Genomic DNA, 20,534 nt, shown 5'->3' with positions numbered 1-20,534 from the left:
TCAAAAACCGAACAGGGCCGGAAAAATGCCGCATTTTGCGACCTGCCTCCTACCAATAAATCTGTAATGTCACATTTTTATTCTTGATGATTTCCATGGTGAGGCGCGCGCTCAAGTTTTTTGCTTTTGCTGTTCTGATCCTGCTTCTCGCTGCACTCGCTATTGCGGCCTTCGTTTTCTACGTGGAAGTCCAGACCTCTACATTTCAGGCGCGGGAACTGTCCAGGCTGGCCAATGACCTGCGCTGGGACATGCAAAGCGGCCCGAATGGCGACCCGTATTTTTCGCAGGCAGGGCCATATGACGTTCGTCTGGGCTATAGCCGCTTGCCGGAAATGTTTCAGCATTTGGCAAAACACGGTTTTCAAGTCCATTCTCAGGCACGAGTTTCCACGCGCATGAAGGAGCTTGTCGAGCAGGGCCTGTTTATTCCTTATCGTGAGAAGTCTCAGGCGGGCCTGGAGATAACCGCGGAGGATGGTCAGCCGTTGTATCGCGCTATGTTTCCGTCGCGCATCTATGAAAACTTCGAATCGATCCCGTCCGTGGTGACAGACAGTCTGCTATTTATCGAGAATCGCGAGTTGCTCGATCTGGCTCACCCGAAAAAGAATCCGGCCATAGATTGGAATCGGTTGGGCAGGGCAGTGCTGGACAAAGGAATTCAACTTTTCCGCACCGAGCATGATGTACCAGGAGGTAGCACGCTCGCAACACAAATCGAAAAATATCGCCACTCTCCCAACGGAATGACGATGAGCGCAAAAGATAAGCTTCAACAGATTGCCTCCGCCTCTGTACGCGCTTATCTGCATGGCACAAACACATTACCGGCGCGCAAGCAGATTGTAGTAGATTATCTTAATACAGTCCCGCTTTCGGCTGCTGCGGGTTTCGGGGAGACGAACGGGATAGGAGACGGGCTCTGGGCGTGGTACGGCCTGAAATTCGACGAAACCAATCACATCCTGAATTCGCGATTCGTACAAGGCGACGCCCTTGTCGAGGCGGCATTTCTCTACAAACATATACTAAGCCTGATGATCGCCCAACGCAGGCCGTCCTACTACCTGCTTGGCGGCCGCGAAGAACTTGCCGAGCTTACCGACAGCTATCTGCGGGTCTTGGCTCAGGCAGGTGTGATCCCCTCCCGTCTCAGGGATGCCGCGCTCAAACTGCCGCTCCGTTTTCGTGACACCGCTGCCGCACCAGAGGAAATCAGGAATTTTTCCGAGCAGAAGGCTGTTAATGCAGTGCGTATGCGCCTTGCCTCTCAGCTCGGGTTACGGCGGATGTACGACCTGGACCGGCTGGATTTATCCGTGCAAAGCACGCTCGACGTCGAACTGCAGAAAAAAACCACCGATCTGCTGCGTCGGCTCAAGGATCCGGAATACGCACACGCTGCCGGGCTATACGGACACCGCCTGCTTGGCACGGAAGATCCGGGGAAAATTATCTACAGCTTCACGCTTTCAGAGTTGACACCGGAAGGCGCTAAATTCCGGATCCTGGCGGACAATTTCGAACAACCCCTGGACATCAATAAAGGCACCAAGCTGGACTTGGGTTCTACCGCAAAATTACGCACGCTGGTGACCTATCTTGAGATTATCGAGGCCCTGCATAGTAAATATTCGACAATGGAGCTGAAAGCGCTCCGCAAACAAGAAGTTGCCACCGGCGATATTCTTAGCCGCTGGGCGATCGGGTATCTTTTGCAAAGCACGGACAAGAGTTTGGCATCCATGCTGAACGCCGCTCTGGAGCGGAAGTACTCGGCCAATTCCGAAGAGCGGTTCTTTACCGGTGGCGGCTCCCATATTTTTCATAATTTCATGCGTGAAGACGACCGCAAGATTTTGAGTGTGCGTGAGGCGACGAGGAACTCCGTCAATCTGGTATACATCCGTTTGATGCGGGATATCGTGCGCCACTACATGTTCCAGGTCGGGGGTTCGTCCGCCAGGATACTGAAGGATGTCGGGAGTTCGGGCCGTGCAGAATATCTCAGACGCTTTGCTGACAAGGAAGGCCGGGAGTTTATCAATCGGTTCTATCTCAAGTACAAAGGCAAAACGGCGAGACCGGACCAGGTTAGCGAGGCATTCTTTTCCAGCTTCCGGCATACGCCTCGCCGCCTCGCCGCCGCTTATCGCTATATTTATCCTGATGCCGCGCTCGCCGAGTTCAAGAAATCCATGGCGCCGCACCTGCCCGGTTTCAAAGGCGTGACGCCGGCAATGCTCGATGAATTGTATGAGAGCTATGCACCGGGTAAATATTCGCTGGCCGACCAAGGCTATATCGTGACCGTGCACCCTCTGGAATTGTGGCTGGTACGCTACCTGATCTCTCACCCCGATGCGCAGCACAAGGATATTATCGAGGCCAGCAAGGATGAGCGGATAGACGTCTACCACTGGCTGTTCAAGACTGTGAACAAGAACTCGCAGGATATCCGGATTCGCGGTCTTCTGGAGCTTGAAGCATTTCTGGAAATTCACCGCAACTGGAAACGCGTAGGCTATCCTTTCGATTCGCTGGTGCCGTCGCTCGCCACAGCTATCGGGACCTCGGCTGACCATCCCGCCGCGCTCGCGGAGCTGATGGGTATCATCCTCAACAATGGAGTCCGGGTGCCGCCGGTGCTTATCGAACGGCTTCGCTTTGCGGCTGGTACCCCTTTTGAGGCCATTGTCGAACGGGCGCCCGCGCAGGGCGAACGAGTGTTCTCGCCCGAGCTGGCGGCAGCGGTACGCGGTGTTCTGACCGACGTGGTGGAGACCGGTACAGCTTCGCGGCTGGCGCGGGCCATGGTGGAAGAGGATGGCGCTGAAATTCTGATCGGCGGAAAGACCGGAACCGGCGATCATCGTCATGTCACGTTTTCTTCGCCGGGTGTCATCAAGGAATCCAGAGCGGTAAACCGCTCTGCCACCTTTGTTTTCTTCATTGGGGACCGTTTTTTCGGGACCATGACCGCATTCGTACCCGGCGCGGATGCCGAGAACTACGCATTTACCTCGGCACTCTCGACGCAAGTCATGAAACACCTCTTGCCTATATTGAAACCGCTTGTTGACAGGACTCGGTCGTTACCCGATCAAAGCCCGGCGACACGTGCGGTTAAAAGCGATCTGCGTGAAGAAAGCGAAAAGCCAGAGGTGAATCCAGGCTGATCCGGGTTGCGTTGGATAAGTCAAGACCGCTCATTTTTCGGGCGACCGTTCTCTCTTGCATCCCGTACCCCTAGCACCACTCGCATTCCAAAAAGACGGGTTGAAGACCCGTTATTGCCAGGAAGCAAAAGGGACCAATCACAGCAGATTCATCCCTTCTGCTTTGTCTGTATCGTCATGCGGTGCGAACGATGGGAGCCGTCATTGTGGACCGCGCACACATATCCCCTTGCATTTAGCGCCATCCTGTGTGGGATTGCAGTCGTCCGAAGGGTCGTCCACGCAAATCATGCCGCCACGGCAGTTATACCCGGTTGTCCCGCCGCAGGGGCGGTTGATCTCGTCTTCCTTCGCGGTGTTCACTTTGCATGTTCCCGGGCACTTGAGACCGTCCTGAGTCGGATTACAGTTATCCCCGGGATTGTCCACGCATATCAAGCCTTCGCGACAGGTAAGTTGGGAGGGCCCGCCACAAGGCCGGCCGTCGATGGCGCCTTCCTGCTGTGACGCAGACGTGCTACCGCCCGACGCGTCAGCCTGAGCATGAGCCGTCACGCTTAAACCAGTAGCCAAGCCCACGGTTAACGCAAGCAGCGCTATAAAGCGCCCAGCTATACCAATGATCGAATAAGATTTCATGGTAACTCCAATGAAGTAGAAAAAAGGTGCTCCGTGAGAAATTTCCCTCATTCTTGCTCTAACTGCTGATTATTCTTGACAATTATTAAGATAAGCAAAAATTTATAGTAATTTAAACAGCGAAAGTTGTGCGGTTCTGTGCGGTGACGCACTGTTGCAGAGGTTAAATCGCACAGCGCCTCGATAAGCAGGGATTGAGCTTGCAGGATAATCGAGGGGACACTGTGTCCGGACATATGTGACTAATACATGCAGGCAGTAGTCGATGAACGTGGATGCGTTAGGGAAAGGAAAGCGAACGGGAGCGGCACAGATTGCTCAGTCGTCGCTATTGATCCATCGCAGGAAAACGATAATCCCTAGAATCAGGCCAAGGCCCAGGACGGCCTTGATAAATTCCTTGACGAACCAAAACAACATAGACTCATACAGGTCCAATTACGTATCCTCTTCAAAGCTGAGCAATCATTTCCGGGACCACCACCAGAGCAGCAGCGACAGCAACAAGGATACCAGCAGGCCCGTAGTCAGGGGAAAGTAGAGTCTGAAATTCTCACGCTCAATGACGATGTCTCCCGGCAGCCTTCCGAAGGGTAATTTCGATAGCCAGGGCCACGCAATGCCAACAAACAGAAGCAGGATCCCGGCAATGATGAGTAGGCGTTGCATAGGATTTCTTTGAGAGCGTCGCGTCGATCCGGAGTGTTGTCTCGCTTTGAGAACCTGGAGGAAGACTGAAGGTTAGTGTAAAGGTTTTTTCCGGGAAATATCAATTTTGCTCTTCTGCCAATGTTTCCAATAGCTCATAACATGAAGTCAACCTCGACATTTGTCAGCAATCTTCTTGCCTTGTTCCCCGCCAATTTGCTTTCCTAAGTGTGCTAACACACGGAATTACGGTACAGCATCAGATAAGATTCCATTTTGAATCCGTCATGATCGAGGAAAAAATGACAAATCTTCTGATTCTATTAGCTGCCTTTTTGATCGCAAACACCGCAATGGCCGCAGAGATAAATGGTTGTCCTATCAGATCGGGCACATTGTGCGTAGAGTGGGATCTTCGCGGCGCCGATTTGCATGGCGCGGATCTTGCTCGAGCTGGGCTTCGTCAATCCAATTTAAACGGCGCCGACTTGCAAGGTGCAAATTTATTCAATGCCAATATGGACATGATCGATCTCACTGGCGCCAACCTCAGTGGTGCCATATTGGATGAGGCGGATATGAAAAACGCCACAATGGTTGATGCCAGGCTTAATCTCGCGCGGCTTAAAGACACGAATCTTAAAAGCGCCAACTTGGCGGGTGCTGATCTCACTGGCGCATTGCTCAAGGGCGCCAATTTAAGTGGCGCTAATCTTACGAAGGCCCAATTTCGCAATGCCCAGCTTCAAAGAGCGGATTTATCGGGGACGGTGATGACACAGACTGATTTTCGCGGTGCTGACCTCACTAGGGCAAAGCTGGACAACGCAATGCTGCAAGGAGCTGATTTTAGAGGCGCGATCCTCGACGAAGTCGATTTTTCCAGCGTAAATACGGAGGGCTGCCAGGGCTGCCCGAAAGTGAAGTAGTTAAACGACCGCTGTTATTTGATGGCGTTACCGACGGTCGCAGAAATTCGACGCCAGCCACTGGCGCCGAGTAAAAAAAGCGGCGGTATTCACGTTTAATACCCAGAAGGCAGAAGGCGGAGACCAGCTTCGCCCCAGCGCGGGGCAGAAATAACATTCTGTGAAGAACTGTTATGGCTATCGAGTTCAAAAGCAATCTTGCTTCAACTTCGGTTCCGCTTAAACATTCCTGGGAACATACCGTGGGCAGCGGGCGTGCGTTGCTTGCGCTGCGCGCCGATTGGCAGGCGCAGTTGAGGCGCGCGCACACCGAGCTCGGATTTCGCCACGTACGCTTTCATGGCCTGCTTGATGACGATATGGGTACGTTGATCCGCCACACCGGGAAACCCCTCTACTCATTTTTTAATGCGGATCAAATCAACGACTATCTGCTGTCTATCGGCATGAAGCCATTCGTCGAGCTTTCCTTTATGCCGTCGATGCTGTCTTCAGGCAAGTCTACCGTGTTTCAATATCGGGCCAACATTACTCCGCCCAAAAATTACCGGCAATGGGGAAAACTTATCGACAGACTGGTTCGTCACTGGATTGACCGCTATGGATCGGGCGAAGTTAGCGGATGGTGCCTGGAAGTATGGAACGAACCCAACCTGAAGGCATTCTGGACAGGCGGTAAAAAAGGTTACCAGCAGCTTTACCGTACTACCGTCGAAACCATAAAGAATATAGATTCCGCATTGAAAGTGGGCGGCCCTTCGAGCGCCCAGAGCGCCTGGATCCCCGAGTTTCTGGATTATTGCGCTCAACACGAGCTCCCGATTGATTTCGTCAGTACGCATTATTATCCCACCGACGCCTTTGGCCAAATCGGCGCCGACACACTTACTCAACTCGAACACGCACCACGTGATGTAATGAAAGAGAAGGCGGAAACCGCGAGCGTACAAGCCCGCGGTCTGCCGCTCTATTACACCGAATGGAATGTAAGTTCGAATCCGCGTGATCCGTTACACGACGAGTCCTTTGCCGCGGCGTTCGCCGCGAATATCGCACTCTCGGTTGATCCGTTCGTAGAGGGTTACAGCTTCTGGACCTTTACTGATATCTTCGAGGAGAATTATTTTCCCAGCGTGCCTTTTCACGGCGGTTTCGGCCTCCTGAATCTGCACGGCATTCCCAAGCCAATCTATAGGGCGTTTCAGCTGTTGCATGGCTTGGGAAATAAACTCCATCGGGTGGAAGGCTCGCACGAAACGGTCAGCGTATGGATAAGTGGGGGAGATAAGGCCATTACCGTATTTATCACCAATTACGCCATGCCGCGTCATGAAATATGCACGGTTTCGGTCCACGTGCAGCTAACTGACGCACCGCGGCCGTTGTCGGCCCACGTGATACGCATTGATGAAGACCACGTAAATCCGAAGCATGTCTGGCAGGAAATGGGCGAGCCCGAATACCTGAACCTGCGTGACGTTGAGACGCTGCAATCCGCCTCGGCGCTGAACCCCGAGCCGTATCCATTACACGTCCTGGAAAATCGCATAGATTTCGATATCTCGATGCCGCCGCAATCGATCGCTGCGATGAAAATTGAGTGTGCGTCCGGCAGCACACCTGAACGGTTCTAAACGAGGGACGCGGGAAGCCGGGTTGAAATTCCGTTCCAACGGTGAAACTTGATCATGCTTATGTCCGAGTCCATAGCATCCGAACAATCCAGGCAAGATGAGATGCTCAGGAGTCTGCAGCAGGACTCGTTCAATTATTTCGTCCACAAAATCAATCCCGCAAACGGACTCGTCCTGGACAAGTCGCATTCTGATTGGCCAGCAAGTATTGCCGCGGTGGGCCTCGCGCTCGCGGCCTATCCGGTTGGAGTTGAACGCGGTTTCATGACGCGGCAAGAGGCTGTGAAGCGCACGCTCATCGTGTTGAAGTTTTTCGCGAACGCACCCCATGGCCCCGAGCGCGACGCTACCGGGTACAAGGGGTTTTATTATCATTTCCTGGACATGAACACGGGAAGACGCGTCTGGAATTGCGAACTCTCCAGCGTCGACACCGCCTTCCTGATCGCCGGCATGCTCATCGCACGAGCCTACTATAAGCACGAGACGGAGGAAGAAGGGGAAACCCGCAGGCTTGCCGATGAACTTTACAGGCGTGTTGATTGGCAATGGATGCAGAACGGGGAGGCTGCAGTAAGCCATGGGTGGACGCCCGAAAAAGGTTTTCTGCGTTATCGATGGACTGGCTATGACGAGGCGCTGATCATCTATCTACTTGGATTGGGCTCACCCATACATCCATTATCCGACGAAAGCTATACGGCATGGACTTCCACCTACAAGTGGAAGAAGATCTATGACATAGAGTTTCTTTATGCGGGACCGTTATTCATTCACCAGTTGTCGCATGCATGGATCGATTTTCGCGGAATTCAGGATTCGTTCATGCGTGAGCACGACAGCGACTACTTCGCAAATTCTCGTTGCGCGACGCTTGTTCAGCAGCGGTATGCGGCGCGTAACCCGCTCGAGTTCAAACATTACAGTGAATATTGCTGGGGTATAACTTCCAGCGACGGCCCAGGCCCTGTTGTCAGGCAAGTGGACGGCATCCTTCGTGTTTTTTATGATTACATCGGCCGCGGCGCCCCGTACGGCCCGGACGATGGCACACTGGCGCCATGGGCTGTGGTCGCTTCACTCCCGTTCGCGCCCGATATCGTGCTCCCGACCATCGAGAACTACGAACGCATGAACCTGAGAGAAGCCCAGGAGTATGGTTACAAGGCCACGTTCAACCCCACCTTTCCGGTTGAGCCGCACCACGAATTCGGATGGGTATCGCCCTATCACTTTGGTTTGAATCAGGGGCCAATCGTTATGATGATCGAAAATTATCACTCTGGCTTGTTGTGGTCACTGATGCGGCAATGCCCTTATCTCGTGACCGGTTTGCGCCGTGCAGGCTTTCGTGGAGGCTGGCTGGAGGGCTAGAGAGGAACTGCCCTTCCGAGTGTTGAATCATCATACTGACCAGTGCAGTCAACCTTTCTGCATTGAAACTGCGGACACTCAGTATGACCAAATGTCGTCTGTTTAACTTATCCGATGGCTCGCTCAACCCCCGAGACGCAATATGAATAAGGAATATGTATGTCAGCGAACGGAGCGGCTCTGGGAAGTGTTTAAAATTCAGGAAGGTCAGGTACGGAGTTTGGAAGAAGGTTGTTAATGGAACATGCTTGACCTGCTGTTTCAGTTGGACTGAGCGGATTCAGTGCCATAACCCCTTTTCACGGTTTTTAGGAGGATAACATGAATATTTCGATACAGAAGAACTCCCGGGATTTTTTGGCTGCCCTCGCACTGGTGTTTGGCGTATGCGCCGCAACTGGCGTTGGCGCGCAAGAGCTGCCTGATAGACCAATAATGAATAAAAAGCCGGAGCCTACGGACAAGAGCAAGCCACAGTCCGGAACCAGGGATGGCCCGACGACTGTTCAGGTGCCGATATTGATGCTAGTCCCGGTTGAGGTTTCGGTCGATCTGGAAAGAAAAGGCTGCTGGGTAAAGTTTTATGAAAAGAAAAATTATGAAGGCGACAGCTTGACGCTCGCAGGTCCGCTGAATTTGCCACGGCTGATCGGCCCCTTCGGAAGTGATTGGGAGAACAAGGTTCGCAGCCTTAAAACCGGCCCCAGGGCAGGCGTCACCATTTATGACAATCGAGACTTCAGAGACCAGAATAAATTTATCGAGGCAAATGGAAATGTCCCCGATATGTCGGAAAAGATGGGATTTTTCGATGATTTCCGATCAATGATGTTGAGCTGCAAATAGGCGCCCGCAGGGTGCCTGCATCCCGCTACGGGGTCCACCTTCCTTCGGAAGGCACTGCTCCGCCCTTCCCGGCTGGCCCCAAAGCATCGTCCGAGGGGCTCCGCGAAGCGGGGATGGGGCAGCGTCGGGGCGCGACGGCCACAGGACGTCTACAATTCCGCTGCGGGTCATACCTTGGCGCATCAAGGTCGGCAGAAATCGAGAACAACGCGTTTGAGAATGTGCAACCGGCGGTGAAAAAAATGTTCTGCGCCGGGTACCACGACGACCGGTAATTCCTGGGGAGCAGCCCAGTCCAGCACGGTTTTCAGAGGGACTGTTTCGTCCTGATCGCCGTGAATGATCAGAACCTCGGGCGCATGCTCCATGTCGTTACTGGCGCCAGGATAGGCGATAGGCGGCGCGTTCAAGCGCTGGACCGCCGGCGCTATCAATACCACTTTTTGCGGCTTGACCCGTTGGGCTGCATACGCCTGAATCGCCCCGCCGAAGGAAAAGCCAGCCAGCAATAGTGGCGCGGGCGTGTTCAGGCGCGCAGCGAACTGACTTGTGACGGTTTCCACTACCGCAAGCACATCCTCCGTTTCTCCTTCACCATTGTCTTCGCCAGAATTACGGCGGCCTTCGCTTTGTTCCACGCCGCGAAAATTGAATTTGACCGATATAAATCCCGACTCAAGAAAAGATTTGAACAGGGTGTACACAACCTTGTTGTTCATGGTTCCGCCATACCGCGGATGAGGGTGTGCGACCACCGCAATACCGCGGGGCGGGCCTGAATCGGGCTCGGCAAGATCCGTTTCCAGCTTTCCTGCCGGACCATCAATGAATAATTTCTGGGGAACGTGCGGATTCAACAATGGGCTCAGCCATACAATAATTGAACAGTATATTCAGGAATCTCTGAACTGCTCTGTGAATTCTAAATTCGCAACCGCTCGACCACGCGTCCGTTTTTCAAATGCTCCTCGATGATCTCATCAATATCCTCCTTATCCACATAGGTATACCAGACGTCTTCGGGATACACCACGATAACCGGACCTTCATTGCAGCGGTCGAGGCAGCCAGCATTGTTAATCCTCACTCTCCTGTTCTTGCTGTCGAGTTTTAGCGCTTTAATGCGTGCCTTGGCGTAGTCGCGCATGGCCTGAGCCCCAAAATTATTACAACATAATGCTCCCGCTTCGCGCTGGTTTACGCAGAAAAATACATGGCGTAGATAGTAGCTCATGAGAATGTTCGAGGAAATTGGATGAATAAAGATTATACCGGAACAACGGTTGTCTTCTCAGGCTGATCAGTTTACACCCAAAACATCATCGGACTTTATCCACTTGCTCAGAGGCTTATCACAACACTCCGCGGCTTTTTTTTCAATTTCCCCTGCTATCTCAATTTTATTTCAGTCCACAAGCGGCTCAGCAGCCTCCGTTGTTTGCGGTCCAGGTCGCGCAGCATTTCCAGTCGGGTGAGCAGTTCCGGATCCGGAAATATCGCTTCGTTACCCGCGATTTCCGGCCGGACATATTGCATCGCAGCCATGTTGGGATTGCCGGAGCCTATAAGATTGGTGAGCTCAGCGGAATTCTTGCCGTCCAGCATGAAATTGATGAATTGATGGGCGAGATGGGGCCGGTTTCCGCTTCGATGCAGCACCATGCTATCGAGTGCCAGAACCGCGCCTTCCTTCGGCGTCGAGTAGCCGATCATGAATTTTCGTCCGGTTTTTTTGGCATCGAGCGCCGCCTGAAACATATCGTTGGAATAGCCGTGCGCGACCCAGAGATTGCCTACGGCCAGTTCCTTGACATAACTGGTATTGCTGAAGGCCGCCCAGTAAGGCTTGGCGCGCACGATAAGGTCAGCCGCTTCCTTCCAGTGATTCTCATCGACATCGTTAATCGAATAGCCCAGATACTTCAGCGCCGCAGCCATTAACTCGCGCTGGCTATCCAGCACTGTGACGCGGCCCCTTATTTTTTCGAGGTATTTCGGTTCGAAAATGATTGCCCAGGTGTCGACAGGCAGGCCGAGTTCCCTTATCTTCTCCTCGTTGAAGCCGAGCAGGGTGAGCGTATAGGCGTAAGGTACGGAATACTTGTTGCCGGGATCGAATGCGGTGTCGAGATATGCAGGATTGATATTCTCGAGATTGGGCAACAGCGATTTATCGAGCGGTTTCAGCGCACCCTGACGAATCAGGGCGTCCATCGCGTTCCCGGTGGGGACGATGAGATCATACCCTGCCGCTCCAGCCGCAAGTTTTGCCAGCATTTCCTCATTATCGGAATAATAATCCTGCGAGAGTTCGCAATTGCAGAATGTCTCGAAGCGAGCAATCGTTTCCGGCGCAATGTAATTATTCCAGTTGAACAGATGCAGAACGTTTTCCGCGCCATCAATCGTGTGTGGATCGTGTCTGGCGCAGCCGGTCGAGAACAGGGCCAGCCAGGCGAGCAAGAACACAAGCGATCCCGGAGATCCCCTGAAACGCAGCCCGTTCATTTTCCCGCTTCGTTACGAGACATTGTTCTGGCCGAAGCGCGTGCCTCCAGCTGGAATGCAACAATGATCATGACCAGCGTGAGCAGCATCAGTAATGTGGAGATGGCGTTCACTTCGGGTGTCACGGCGACTTTTATCATGGTATAGATCTGGATGGGAAGAATGGGTTCGCCAACCCCCTTGGTAAAGAAGGTAATGACAAAATCATCGATGGACAAGGTAAATGACATCAAGGCGCCCGCGACTACCGCCGGCATGATAAGCGGCAATGTGACAAGACGGAAAGTCTGCCAAGGAGATGCGCCCAGGTCGCGTGCAGCCTCGAAGATACTTTCATCCATGCCCTGGAGCCGCGCCCGCACGATGATCGCGACGAACCCGATACAGAATGTGGTATGCGCGATGATGATGGATACCATGCCGAGCGTTAAATTCAGGACCTGCAAAAAGAATAACAGCAGCGATACACCCAGCAGGATTTCGGGCATTGCCACCGGTGTGAATACCAATACCGGCAATACCCTGAGTTTGTACCGGTGTATCGCCAGCCCAGCCATTGTGCCGAGCAGGGTGGCGCTGAAACTCGCGCAGACCGCGATAATCAGGGAATTACGCGCGGCAGCGAGCATTTCAGTATTGTTGAACAGTGCTTTATACCAGGATAATGTAAAGCCGACCCATTCTGCATTCAATCTGGAATCGTTGAACGAATACAGAACTACGATAGCGAGCGGAATGTACAGAAAGGCGTAAGTCAGCACCGCTGCGGACCACAGCCATATATTGCTGCGGCTCATGCTACGCTCTCTGTCCCGCGGCGAAGCGCGAGAACCATGTGGCTAGTCCAGCGACGGATAGCACCGCCAGTGTCAGCATGATCGACAGCACTGAACCAAAAGGCCAGTCGCGGGTGCCGAGGAATTGATCCTTGATGAGGTTGCCGATAAGAATATCCCCCGTGCCGCCCAATATTTCCGGCACCGCGAACATGCCGAGCACCGGGATGAATACCAGTGCCGAACCCGAAAATACGCCCGGCAAGGAAAGCGGCCAGGTGACGCTCCAAAAGCGCTGCCAGCTGTTCGCGCCCAGATCCTGCGCCGCATCGAGGAGTGAGGGATCGTGCTTTTCAAGGTTGGTATAAAGAGGCAGCACCATGAACGGCAGATGTACATAAACCATGCCTACCAATACCGCGAAAGGTGAGAACAACAGCGTTACCGGAGCGATTCCGAATACACCGAGAATGGCGTTGATAAAATGGCTAAGCCCCGATTCCGGCCCAAGAATAATCATCCAGGCGTAAATACGGATGAGAAAATTGCTGGCGAACGGCAGCACCACCAGCAGTACCATCAGATTGCGGAAACGCTTCTTGCTGCGCGCGATCAGCATTGCCAGCGGATAAGCCATGATGAGGCAAATCAGCGTGGTAGTTGACGCAATGACGAAAGATTTGAGGAAAATTTCAGCGTAAAGAATGTCGCTGAAAAAGAACTGATAGGCTTCGGGCGTGAGGCCATACTCGCCCGCGGCCGTATCCTCGGGCGTGACAGGAGCCAATCCTCCGAATTCGCCCGGAAAACGGAACGAGGTCAGGATCATGATCAGACTGGGGGCGACGAAGAATATCAGCAGGAACAACAGCGGCGGTCCGCCTACCAGAAATCTGGCAAGGCGCGCATCCTTGGCGCCTTCCTTAATCATTGAGAAAAATACCCACATCATGGCGCCAGGAGACGCCTACTTGATCCCCCACCTCGAAAAAGGTGGCGCGTCCAGGCGCCGAGTTGGGCAGCAGAGCCTCAATGTAGATGCCATTGGAAAGCTCCACGATATAAGTGGTGACATCCCCTACGTACAGAAAATCGTGCACCTTGCCCAGGAAATGGTTCTTCAGATACGGCTCGGCCGAAGGATGGGAAATACGAATCTGTTCAGGGCGAATTGCCATCACGCCGTTATCACCGACTTTTACGTCCGCGTTACCGGCAGCCGTCACTTCGCCTAAATCCTTCACATCGAGTTTTAAATGCGAGGGCGCCGTTTCCACCACATGTGCGTTCATCATGCTGATCTTGCCGATGAAATCCGCGACGAAACGATTTCTCGGAAAACTATAAATTCTCGAGGGTTCGTCAATTTGTTCAACATTGCCACGATTCATCACTGCGATGCGATGCGACAGCGCCAGCGCTTCATCCTGGGCATGCGTGACAAAAACGAACGTAATTCCCAGCTCCTTCTGAAGATTAATGAGTTCGATTTGCATCTCCTCGCGCAGCTTCGCGTCGAGCGCGCCCAGCGGTTCGTCCAGCAACAGCAGACGGGGGCGATTGACAAGTCCTCTCGCGAACGCCACGCGCTGTTTCTGCCCGCCTGACAATTCGTGAGGAAAACGGCTGCCAAAATTCGGCAAGCGCACGCTATCCAGAGCCTCTCCGACTCTGGTTTTTATTTCCTGTGGTGTCTTGCCTGCCATCTTGAGTGGAAAAGCGATATTGTCCGCTACCGTCATATGCGGAAACAAAGCATAGGTTTGGAACACAGTATGGACCGGGCGTTTTTCCGGTGGAGTGCCGACCATATCTGTGCCGTCCAGCAGAATTTGACCCGAATCAGGGAGATCAAATCCGGCTATCATCCGTAACAGCGTGGTTTTGCCGCAACCGGATGGCCCCAATAGCGTAAAAAACTCACCAGCCTTTACGCTGATGCTGACATTATCGACAGCGGTATAGTTCGAAAAGCGCCGTGTCACATTACGGATTTCCAGGAGCGCCATTGTCGTCCCAAATTAAAGTAAAAAAGCTGAAATTTTACCAAAATTCGTTTATGGATTGACTAGCCGCCCCCGCCCTGGATCATTGCCCGGAAGGGCTTCTCGTGGAAGGAGAAGGGTGGGCGGAACTATCTTCGTCAGAAAGATGCAGATATTGCCGGAACTGGCCCAGGAGTACTCGGGAGTAAAATGCGTTCGCTAATCATTATTTCCCAAAGCTGAAGTAGTGCAGGCGAAGAGAACCTAAAACAAAACGAATTATCAAACCTTATACCCACAGCTGCCACAGCATTGCCACCGTTAGCAACGCTATAAGGATGGAAAACAAGAGGTTCTGGCGCCTTTTTTCGAGGATAAACTGATTCATTTTTTCTTCCAGCGCACTTGTACGAATTTCCGTCAAGGCATGATGCATCAAGCGCGGAAACTGTGGCATTATTACCGCCCAGCTCGTCGCTTCCTTCTGCAGGCGGCGACTGAATCCGCGCCAGCCCAGTTGGTCCGCCATCCAGTTTTCCAGGTACGGCTTTGCAGTTGTCCAGAGGTCGAGATCGGGATCGAGGTCGCGTCCTAGCCCTTCGATATTCAAAAGGGTTTTTTGCAACATTACCAGCTGCGGCTGGATTTCCACGTTGAATTGGCGCGACGTCTGAAACAGCCGAAGCAGTACACGGCCGAACGAAATTTCCCTCAGTGGCTTGTCAAAAATTGGCTCGCATACGGCACGGATTGCGGTTTCGAAATCATCAACCCGCGTTTCTTTCGGCGCCCAACCCGCCTCCACGTGGGCCTCCGCCACACGCTTGTAGTCGCGGCGAAAAAATGCAAGAAAGTTTTGTGCCAGATAATTTTTGTCCTCATCGGTGAGGGTGCCCATTATGCCGAAATCGACGGCAATATAACGGCCGTCTCTGCCAACAAAAATATTTCCGGGATGCATATCGGCATGAAAATAACCGTCACGGAATACCTGGGTGAAGAAAATTTCCACTCCGACGCGAGCAAGTCTGGGAATGTCTACGCCCAGTTCGCGAAGCTTGCCCACGTGACTGATAGGCGTGCCTTTCACGCGCTGCATCACCATGACGCCGGAATAGCAGTAGTCCCAATAGACTTCCGGGACCAGCAACAACGGGGAATCCAGAAAGTTGCGCCGTAACTGGCTGCAGTTGGAAGCCTCACGCATGAGATCCAGCTCATCATCCAGATGGCGGGCGAACTCGGTTACGACTTCGCGAGGCTTCAGACGCTTTGCATCAGGCCACAGCGCCTCAAGCAGTAAAGCGCCGGAATCCATCAATGCCACGTCATGGGCGATTATCGGTGCGATGCCGGGGCGCAGCACTTTCACTGCTACCTCTGTACCGTCATGCAGCACAGCCAGATGAACCTGGGCAATTGATGCGCTGGCTACCGGTTCGGCATCGAACGTCAGGAAGACTTCGTTGACGGACTTCCCATAGATTTGCTCCAGTGTTGCAAGGGCCACGCTGGAGGGAAACGGCGGAACCTGATCTTGCAGTTTTGCCAGCTCATCGGCAATATCCTGTGGCAGAAGGTCGCGGCGCGTAGAGAGCATCTGGCCAAATTTGACAAAGATGGGGCCCAGCGCTTCCAGTGCCAGGCGAAGGCGTTCGCCTCGCGCTCTATCCAGCCGCCGCCAGAATGTAGCCGCCTTGACGACGGGTCGCAGCAGGCGCAATCGCTCGTGGCCCAGAACAAATTCATCAAGGCCGAAACGAAATGCGACAGCGAGTATTTTGAGAAGACGAAAGAAACGCATTTATTCTATGACGACAGTTCGCCCGATTTATTCAGAGGTTCCTTGGATAATCTTCTCAGCTCGTTTACAGGCGCTTTTTTGTCAGTGCTTTCACGCGCGTTTCCAGGTTTGCGGCATGTTCCCGTAATGCGTTTACTTCATGGATGAATGCATGCATATCCGCGGGCTTGGCAAGCAGCGGCTGCTCTTCGGTCAGGTATTCCAGCAATGTCCGCGATAAGTTTTGAACGGTTCCGGTATGCCAATGCAACAGACTTTGGCCTGCCTGCGTCACGCGATGTGCCAGAATATCGCCCATCACACCGCTTAAATCCTGCTCCATATCCCAGTGCAGATTTTTCCCGATATCGAGGATTTCTTCAGCGAAGGCACCGTCACCCGAAACCCGGATTTCACGGTACGCATCTTCGTCATGAGCCAGCAAACGCGGCACCAGGCCGGGAACAAGGGTAAAGATAGCATCAGTGGGAGCATTCCTCGCCGCCATGGATACCTCGCCGCTGGCCTGGACGGTCAGGGCGAGGTCAAGGAAGGGCGGAACGCAAAAACGCGCCGTCTTGCCGGCACAGGACTGAAGCCGCCTGCGCGCCCAGCTTTCCCCACGCAGCAAGTGGTTGAGCGGGGCTATCGCAACGGATGCCAGCATGGTGGGTCAGGATCTAGGAGACTTGCTGAATTCCTGCCAGCAGCCAGACTGATTCAGGGTCTTTAAGATTCTTCTGTACGTGCCATATTTCATCAAATGCTTCCGGAGACGAGTTGGCGGATTCACGCAATTGACCGTTGAACCGTACGCTGGCAATGGCTGTGTCCTTCTCGGTAACTACTTCGAGTAGTTCCGCATTGATGGCCATCACCTCGGTTCTTTGAGCCTCATTGCCGCGCTCGTTTATCTGCATGCTGATCTCGGCAAACATTTCCGGAGTGGTGTATTCCCGGATATCGCTCAGGTCACGAGCGTCATTGGCTGCCTGAAGGCGGATGAATGAAGTTTTGGCATTGCGCAGAAACGGCTCGACCTTGAAGTCCGCAGGAATATTTGCGTTGCTGCCGGTAGCTGGCGCCGCCGTTCTGGCCGCTGACGCCCCCGAAGGTGCTCCTGTTGCCGGGCCTGCCCCCGCGTTTTTTGCCGACGGCGCGCCGCTACCGGCGCCAGCTCCCATGCCTGAATATTGCATTGGCCTTGCGGAATGCTCCTGGCGAGGCCTGCGCAACATGCGCACGACAAAGAAAACCGCGGCCATCAGCGCAGCCAGCATCAACACGTCCATCATATTGATGCCTTCGAATGCGCCGCCCATGAAAAGTGCCGCCAGCAGTCCGCCCGCAGCCAGGCCGGCCAGCGGCCCCATCCATTTACTGCCACCCGCAGCGGCCGAGCCGGGCGCGGCCGCTGGCGTTTGCGCCGGTTTGGGAGCCGCTTGCTGGTTTATCGCTTCGCGTTGCTTGCCAATGCTTTTACCGCCGCCAAAGCGCCTTGCTTCCGCATCGAAGGCGGCCAATCCGAAGCTTAAAATGGCCAAGGTCAGCAGGGTCAATATTTTCTTCATGAAGGTCTCCTGAGATACGGTGAAAGTGAAGAGTATAGCATTATCAATTCGTCGCGATGTCTCATAAATTGGGCCGGTTATCTTATTTTCAAGCCATTTCCGAATACTCGTATCAGCGCGCGACAAGGTCGAAATATCGAAACGCGGTGCTTACCTGGATCAGGTCTTTATTGTCCTTGAACTGGAAATACTTCTGATTCCGATAGGCAGATTCAGATAGCAGATTCAAACGCGAGGGGTCGTATATTTGCGGGGCATGGGTTTGCTGCGAGCCGAAACCTGGAGTCCTTGCCGGGTCGCTCAAATGGGAAGCTTATTGGTACTCTCTTGAGATGCCGTAGGGTCGTAGGGGTAATACCGTCATATGATAGTTTCCGCACAGACGGCCACTAAAACCCCGTATTAAATAAATAGAATAGTTCGATCAGCAGGCATAGTTCGATCAGCAGGCTTATTGCGAGGAATTGCACGTGGAAAAAATTCAACGCATTCTCGTCGCTACCGATTTTTCGCCGCGTGCCGACAGGGCCGTGCAGCGTGCCGCGCAGCTGGCGGCGGAGCACGAAGCAGAACTGGATCTGTTGCACGTTCTTCCCGTGTTTCCGCTCGAATCGTTCAAGCACCTGATCGCCGAGACCCCCTTGGAAACGGAGCAGCGACTCTGCAATCGTGCCAAGCTGGCGCTGCAAAATAAGGTGGAAACTTTAACCAGGGATGGGATAAGCGCCAGACATCACGTCGCGGTTGGCAGAGCGCATGTCGAGATAAATCGTTATGCAGAGTCTCATCATGTCGATCTGATAGTGGTCGGCGACCAGGGCGAGACATTTGTCAAGGAACTCTTTCTGGGTACTACCGCATCGAAAACCCTTCGTACGGGACATCATCCGCTGCTGATCATAAAACAGGAACCGAAGGGGCAATACAAGCATGTGCTGGTGCCAGTGGATTTTTCACGTCCTTCTCTGGACGCCTTGAACGTGGCGCTGAAAGTTGCGACGCAGGCATCGGTTCATGTGTTGCATGCAATCGAGATGCCGCTTGGGCGGAAAATGGAGCAGGCCGGCTTCAACGCGAAATGGATCGATCTCTACCGCAACAAGATGCTGAGCCGGGCCCGTGAAGGCATGGAGAAGATAGTCGCCGACCACGCCCGCGGCGATACTCGGGTGGCGTCCCTCATCGAGTATGGCCACTCACCGACAGTGATCCGGGAGAAAACACAATCTCTTGATATTGATCTGATTGTCATGGGTAAGCGTGGCGAAACAGAGCTGGACGAGGCGTTATTCGGGTCTGTGACAAAGCACGTTCTCTATGAGACGCCATGCGACGTGCTCGTAGTCAGTCCTATGGCTGGTTCTAGTCAGTTCATAGTCAGTTCATAGTCAGTTCATAGTCAGCTCATAGCCAGTTTTAGGGTCGGCCCCTGGTTAACCTTATGCTCCGCCCGTAGCCGGCGCGTAAATAACCGTAGTGTAGTAGCCCACACGTAGCACAGAGCCGGATTCTCCAACAAGTTCTTTTTTCATGACCATTTTAACCATTAACACCGGTAGTTCATCGGTTCGTCTGGTCGCATTTGTCCGCAACGGCGACACTTTGAAGGAGTTGGCGGGCGTCCGTCATGACCTGTCCGGCCGCGAACCGCGGATCATGCTGAAGGAATTCATGCAGACGCATGGGCTCAAGGAAATAAGTGTGGTAGCCCATCGCGTGGTTCACGGCGGCGCAACGCTTATTGCATCCCGGCGGCTCGACCAGGAAGTGGAAAGAGAGATTGAGCATCTGGCGCCATTGGCGCCGTTGCACAATCCGGTTGCGCTGCACTGGATACGCTCAGCACGAGAGGTGCTGGCCGGCGTTGCCCAGGTCGCGGTGTTTGATACCGCCTTTTTTGCAGCTCTGCCGGAGCCAGCCCGGACTTATGCCATTCCCCACGCACTTGCTGAAAGGCATGGGCTGCGGCGTTACGGATTTCATGGGCTGGCGCATCAGGCCATGTGGCGGAGCTGGCGGGAATCGCAGTCAGGCGGTCCGCGTGGAGAGAGGGGGTCGAGAGTAATTTCCATGCAGCTTGGGGCAGGCTGTTCGATCACTGCGGTTGAGGACGGATTGGCCCGCGACACGTCAATGGGATTTTCGCCGCTGGAGGGGCTCATGATGGCGACGCGCTCGGGCGATATAGATCCGGGTCTGATCACGTTTTTGCAACGCCAGGAGAACCTGGTACCTGAGCAAGTGGATCAACTGCTTAACCAGCGCTCGGGTCTGTTGGGAGTCTCAGGGATCAGCGGCGATATGCATGAACTGCTGAAATCGGATGATGAGCGCGCGCGGCTTGCAGTGGATTCATATTGCTACCGGGTGCGCAAATATATTGGCGCCTATTTGGCCGTGCTCGGGGGCGCCGAGGCCATCGTTTTTGGCGGCGGTGTGGGCGAGAACGTGCCGGCAGTGCGAGAAAAAATTCTGGCCGGCATGCAGTGGTGCGGAGTTGAAATCGATCCGGAAAAAAATTTCGGCTCCAATGGAACGTCGTTAATCAGCAGCCAGACGAGCAGGGTTGAAGTATGGGTAATTCCCGTAAACGAGGCAATAATCCTGGCGCGAGAAGCGGACGTCGTGATGGCCGAAGAAAATAAAAATTGAAGGAGAT

At 53.6% G+C, this 20,534-nt stretch carries 18 protein-coding genes; 7 read left to right on the top strand and 11 right to left on the bottom strand.

Annotation, left to right across the window (positions count from 1 at the left end; genetic code table 11):
- The first annotated feature begins 95 nt into the window (after positions 1-95).
- Positions 96-3,182 carry a transglycosylase domain-containing protein gene (locus BMX66_RS09185; protein WP_255398883.1) on the top strand — a complete coding sequence of 1,029 codons (3,087 nt, stop codon included), beginning with the start codon at positions 96-98 and terminating at the stop codon, positions 3,180-3,182.
- 201 nt (positions 3,183-3,383) lie between these two features.
- Here BMX66_RS09185 and BMX66_RS09180 read toward each other — a convergent pair whose 3' ends face one another.
- Both BMX66_RS09180 and BMX66_RS09175 read right to left on the bottom strand, forming a co-directional pair.
- Positions 3,384-3,821: a hypothetical protein gene (locus tag BMX66_RS09180; protein ID WP_090881387.1), complete on the bottom strand. Its 438-nt coding sequence runs from the start codon at positions 3,819-3,821 to the stop codon at positions 3,384-3,386.
- Between the two features lie 465 nt (positions 3,822-4,286).
- Complete coding sequence (locus BMX66_RS09175) at positions 4,287-4,490, bottom strand: DUF2905 domain-containing protein (protein ID WP_090881383.1); 204 nt, start codon at positions 4,488-4,490, stop codon at positions 4,287-4,289.
- A gap of 281 nt (positions 4,491-4,771) precedes the next feature.
- Here BMX66_RS09175 and BMX66_RS09170 point away from each other — a divergent pair, with 281 nt between their 5' ends.
- The 4 genes from BMX66_RS09170 (at position 4,772) to BMX66_RS09155 (ending at position 9,252) form a co-directional block, all read left to right on the top strand.
- Complete coding sequence (locus BMX66_RS09170) at positions 4,772-5,398, top strand: pentapeptide repeat-containing protein (RefSeq protein ID WP_158593399.1); 627 nt, start codon at positions 4,772-4,774, stop codon at positions 5,396-5,398.
- Positions 5,399-5,571: 173 nt separating this feature from the next.
- Entirely contained in the window at positions 5,572-7,032 is a 1,461-nt protein-coding gene (locus BMX66_RS09165) for a GH39 family glycosyl hydrolase (RefSeq protein WP_090881376.1), read from the top strand.
- Positions 7,033-7,086: 54 nt separating this feature from the next.
- On the top strand, positions 7,087-8,406 hold the full coding sequence (locus BMX66_RS09160) for a glucoamylase family protein (RefSeq protein ID WP_255398882.1): 1,320 nt from the start codon (positions 7,087-7,089) through the stop codon (positions 8,404-8,406).
- 321 nt (positions 8,407-8,727) lie between these two features.
- Complete coding sequence (locus tag BMX66_RS09155) at positions 8,728-9,252, top strand: beta/gamma crystallin domain-containing protein (RefSeq protein ID WP_090881373.1); 525 nt, start codon at positions 8,728-8,730, stop codon at positions 9,250-9,252.
- Between the two features lie 182 nt (positions 9,253-9,434).
- On the opposite strand, the gene BMX66_RS09150 is transcribed toward BMX66_RS09155, so the two are convergent.
- The 9 genes from BMX66_RS09150 to BMX66_RS09110 form a co-directional block, all read right to left on the bottom strand.
- Positions 9,435-10,109: an alpha/beta hydrolase gene (locus BMX66_RS09150; RefSeq protein WP_090881678.1), complete on the bottom strand. Its 675-nt coding sequence runs from the start codon at positions 10,107-10,109 to the stop codon at positions 9,435-9,437.
- A gap of 65 nt (positions 10,110-10,174) precedes the next feature.
- Positions 10,175-10,486, bottom strand: coding sequence for a (2Fe-2S) ferredoxin domain-containing protein (locus BMX66_RS09145; RefSeq protein WP_090881370.1), 312 nt, complete (start codon positions 10,484-10,486; stop codon positions 10,175-10,177).
- 155 nt (positions 10,487-10,641) lie between these two features.
- The gene (locus BMX66_RS09140; RefSeq protein ID WP_090881367.1) at positions 10,642-11,760 is read right to left on the bottom strand and encodes an ABC transporter substrate-binding protein; all 1,119 of its coding nucleotides are present in this window, start codon (positions 11,758-11,760) and stop codon (positions 10,642-10,644) included.
- Positions 11,757-12,557, bottom strand: coding sequence for an ABC transporter permease (locus tag BMX66_RS09135; RefSeq protein WP_090881364.1), 801 nt, complete (start codon positions 12,555-12,557; stop codon positions 11,757-11,759). The genes BMX66_RS09140 and BMX66_RS09135 overlap by 4 nt, the downstream gene beginning before the upstream one ends.
- Before the next feature lies 1 nt (position 12,558).
- On the bottom strand, positions 12,559-13,488 hold the full coding sequence (locus BMX66_RS09130) for an ABC transporter permease (protein ID WP_090881362.1): 930 nt from the start codon (positions 13,486-13,488) through the stop codon (positions 12,559-12,561).
- Positions 13,460-14,545 (bottom strand): ABC transporter ATP-binding protein, encoded by a 1,086-nt coding sequence (locus BMX66_RS09125; RefSeq protein WP_090881359.1) that lies wholly within the window; start codon positions 14,543-14,545, stop codon positions 13,460-13,462. Before BMX66_RS09125 ends, BMX66_RS09130 begins: the two co-directional genes overlap by 29 nt.
- A 265-nt stretch (positions 14,546-14,810) precedes the next feature.
- A complete protein-coding gene (ubiB, locus tag BMX66_RS09120) occupies positions 14,811-16,325 on the bottom strand; it encodes a ubiquinone biosynthesis regulatory protein kinase UbiB (RefSeq protein WP_090881356.1) in 1,515 nt (504 codons plus the stop codon).
- A gap of 64 nt (positions 16,326-16,389) precedes the next feature.
- Positions 16,390-16,971, bottom strand: a complete 582-nt coding sequence (locus tag BMX66_RS09115) for a ubiquinone biosynthesis accessory factor UbiJ (RefSeq protein WP_090881353.1) — start codon at positions 16,969-16,971, stop codon at positions 16,390-16,392.
- 13 nt (positions 16,972-16,984) lie between these two features.
- Entirely contained in the window at positions 16,985-17,875 is an 891-nt protein-coding gene (locus BMX66_RS09110; protein WP_090881350.1) for a Tim44 domain-containing protein, read from the bottom strand.
- A gap of 470 nt (positions 17,876-18,345) precedes the next feature.
- On the opposite strand from BMX66_RS09110, the gene BMX66_RS09105 reads away from it, so the two are divergent.
- Entirely contained in the window at positions 18,346-19,263 is a 918-nt protein-coding gene (locus BMX66_RS09105) for a universal stress protein (protein ID WP_090881347.1), read from the top strand.
- 142 nt (positions 19,264-19,405) lie between these two features.
- Positions 19,406-20,527 (top strand): acetate/propionate family kinase, encoded by a 1,122-nt coding sequence (locus BMX66_RS09100; RefSeq protein ID WP_090881344.1) that lies wholly within the window; start codon positions 19,406-19,408, stop codon positions 20,525-20,527.
- Positions 20,528-20,534 lie beyond the last annotated feature (7 nt).

It is taken from the genome of Nitrosovibrio sp. Nv6, assembly GCF_900110495.1.
Lineage (GTDB): Bacteria > Pseudomonadota > Gammaproteobacteria > Burkholderiales > Nitrosomonadaceae > Nitrosospira.
This window is presented reverse-complemented; position numbering and strand designations above follow the sequence as displayed.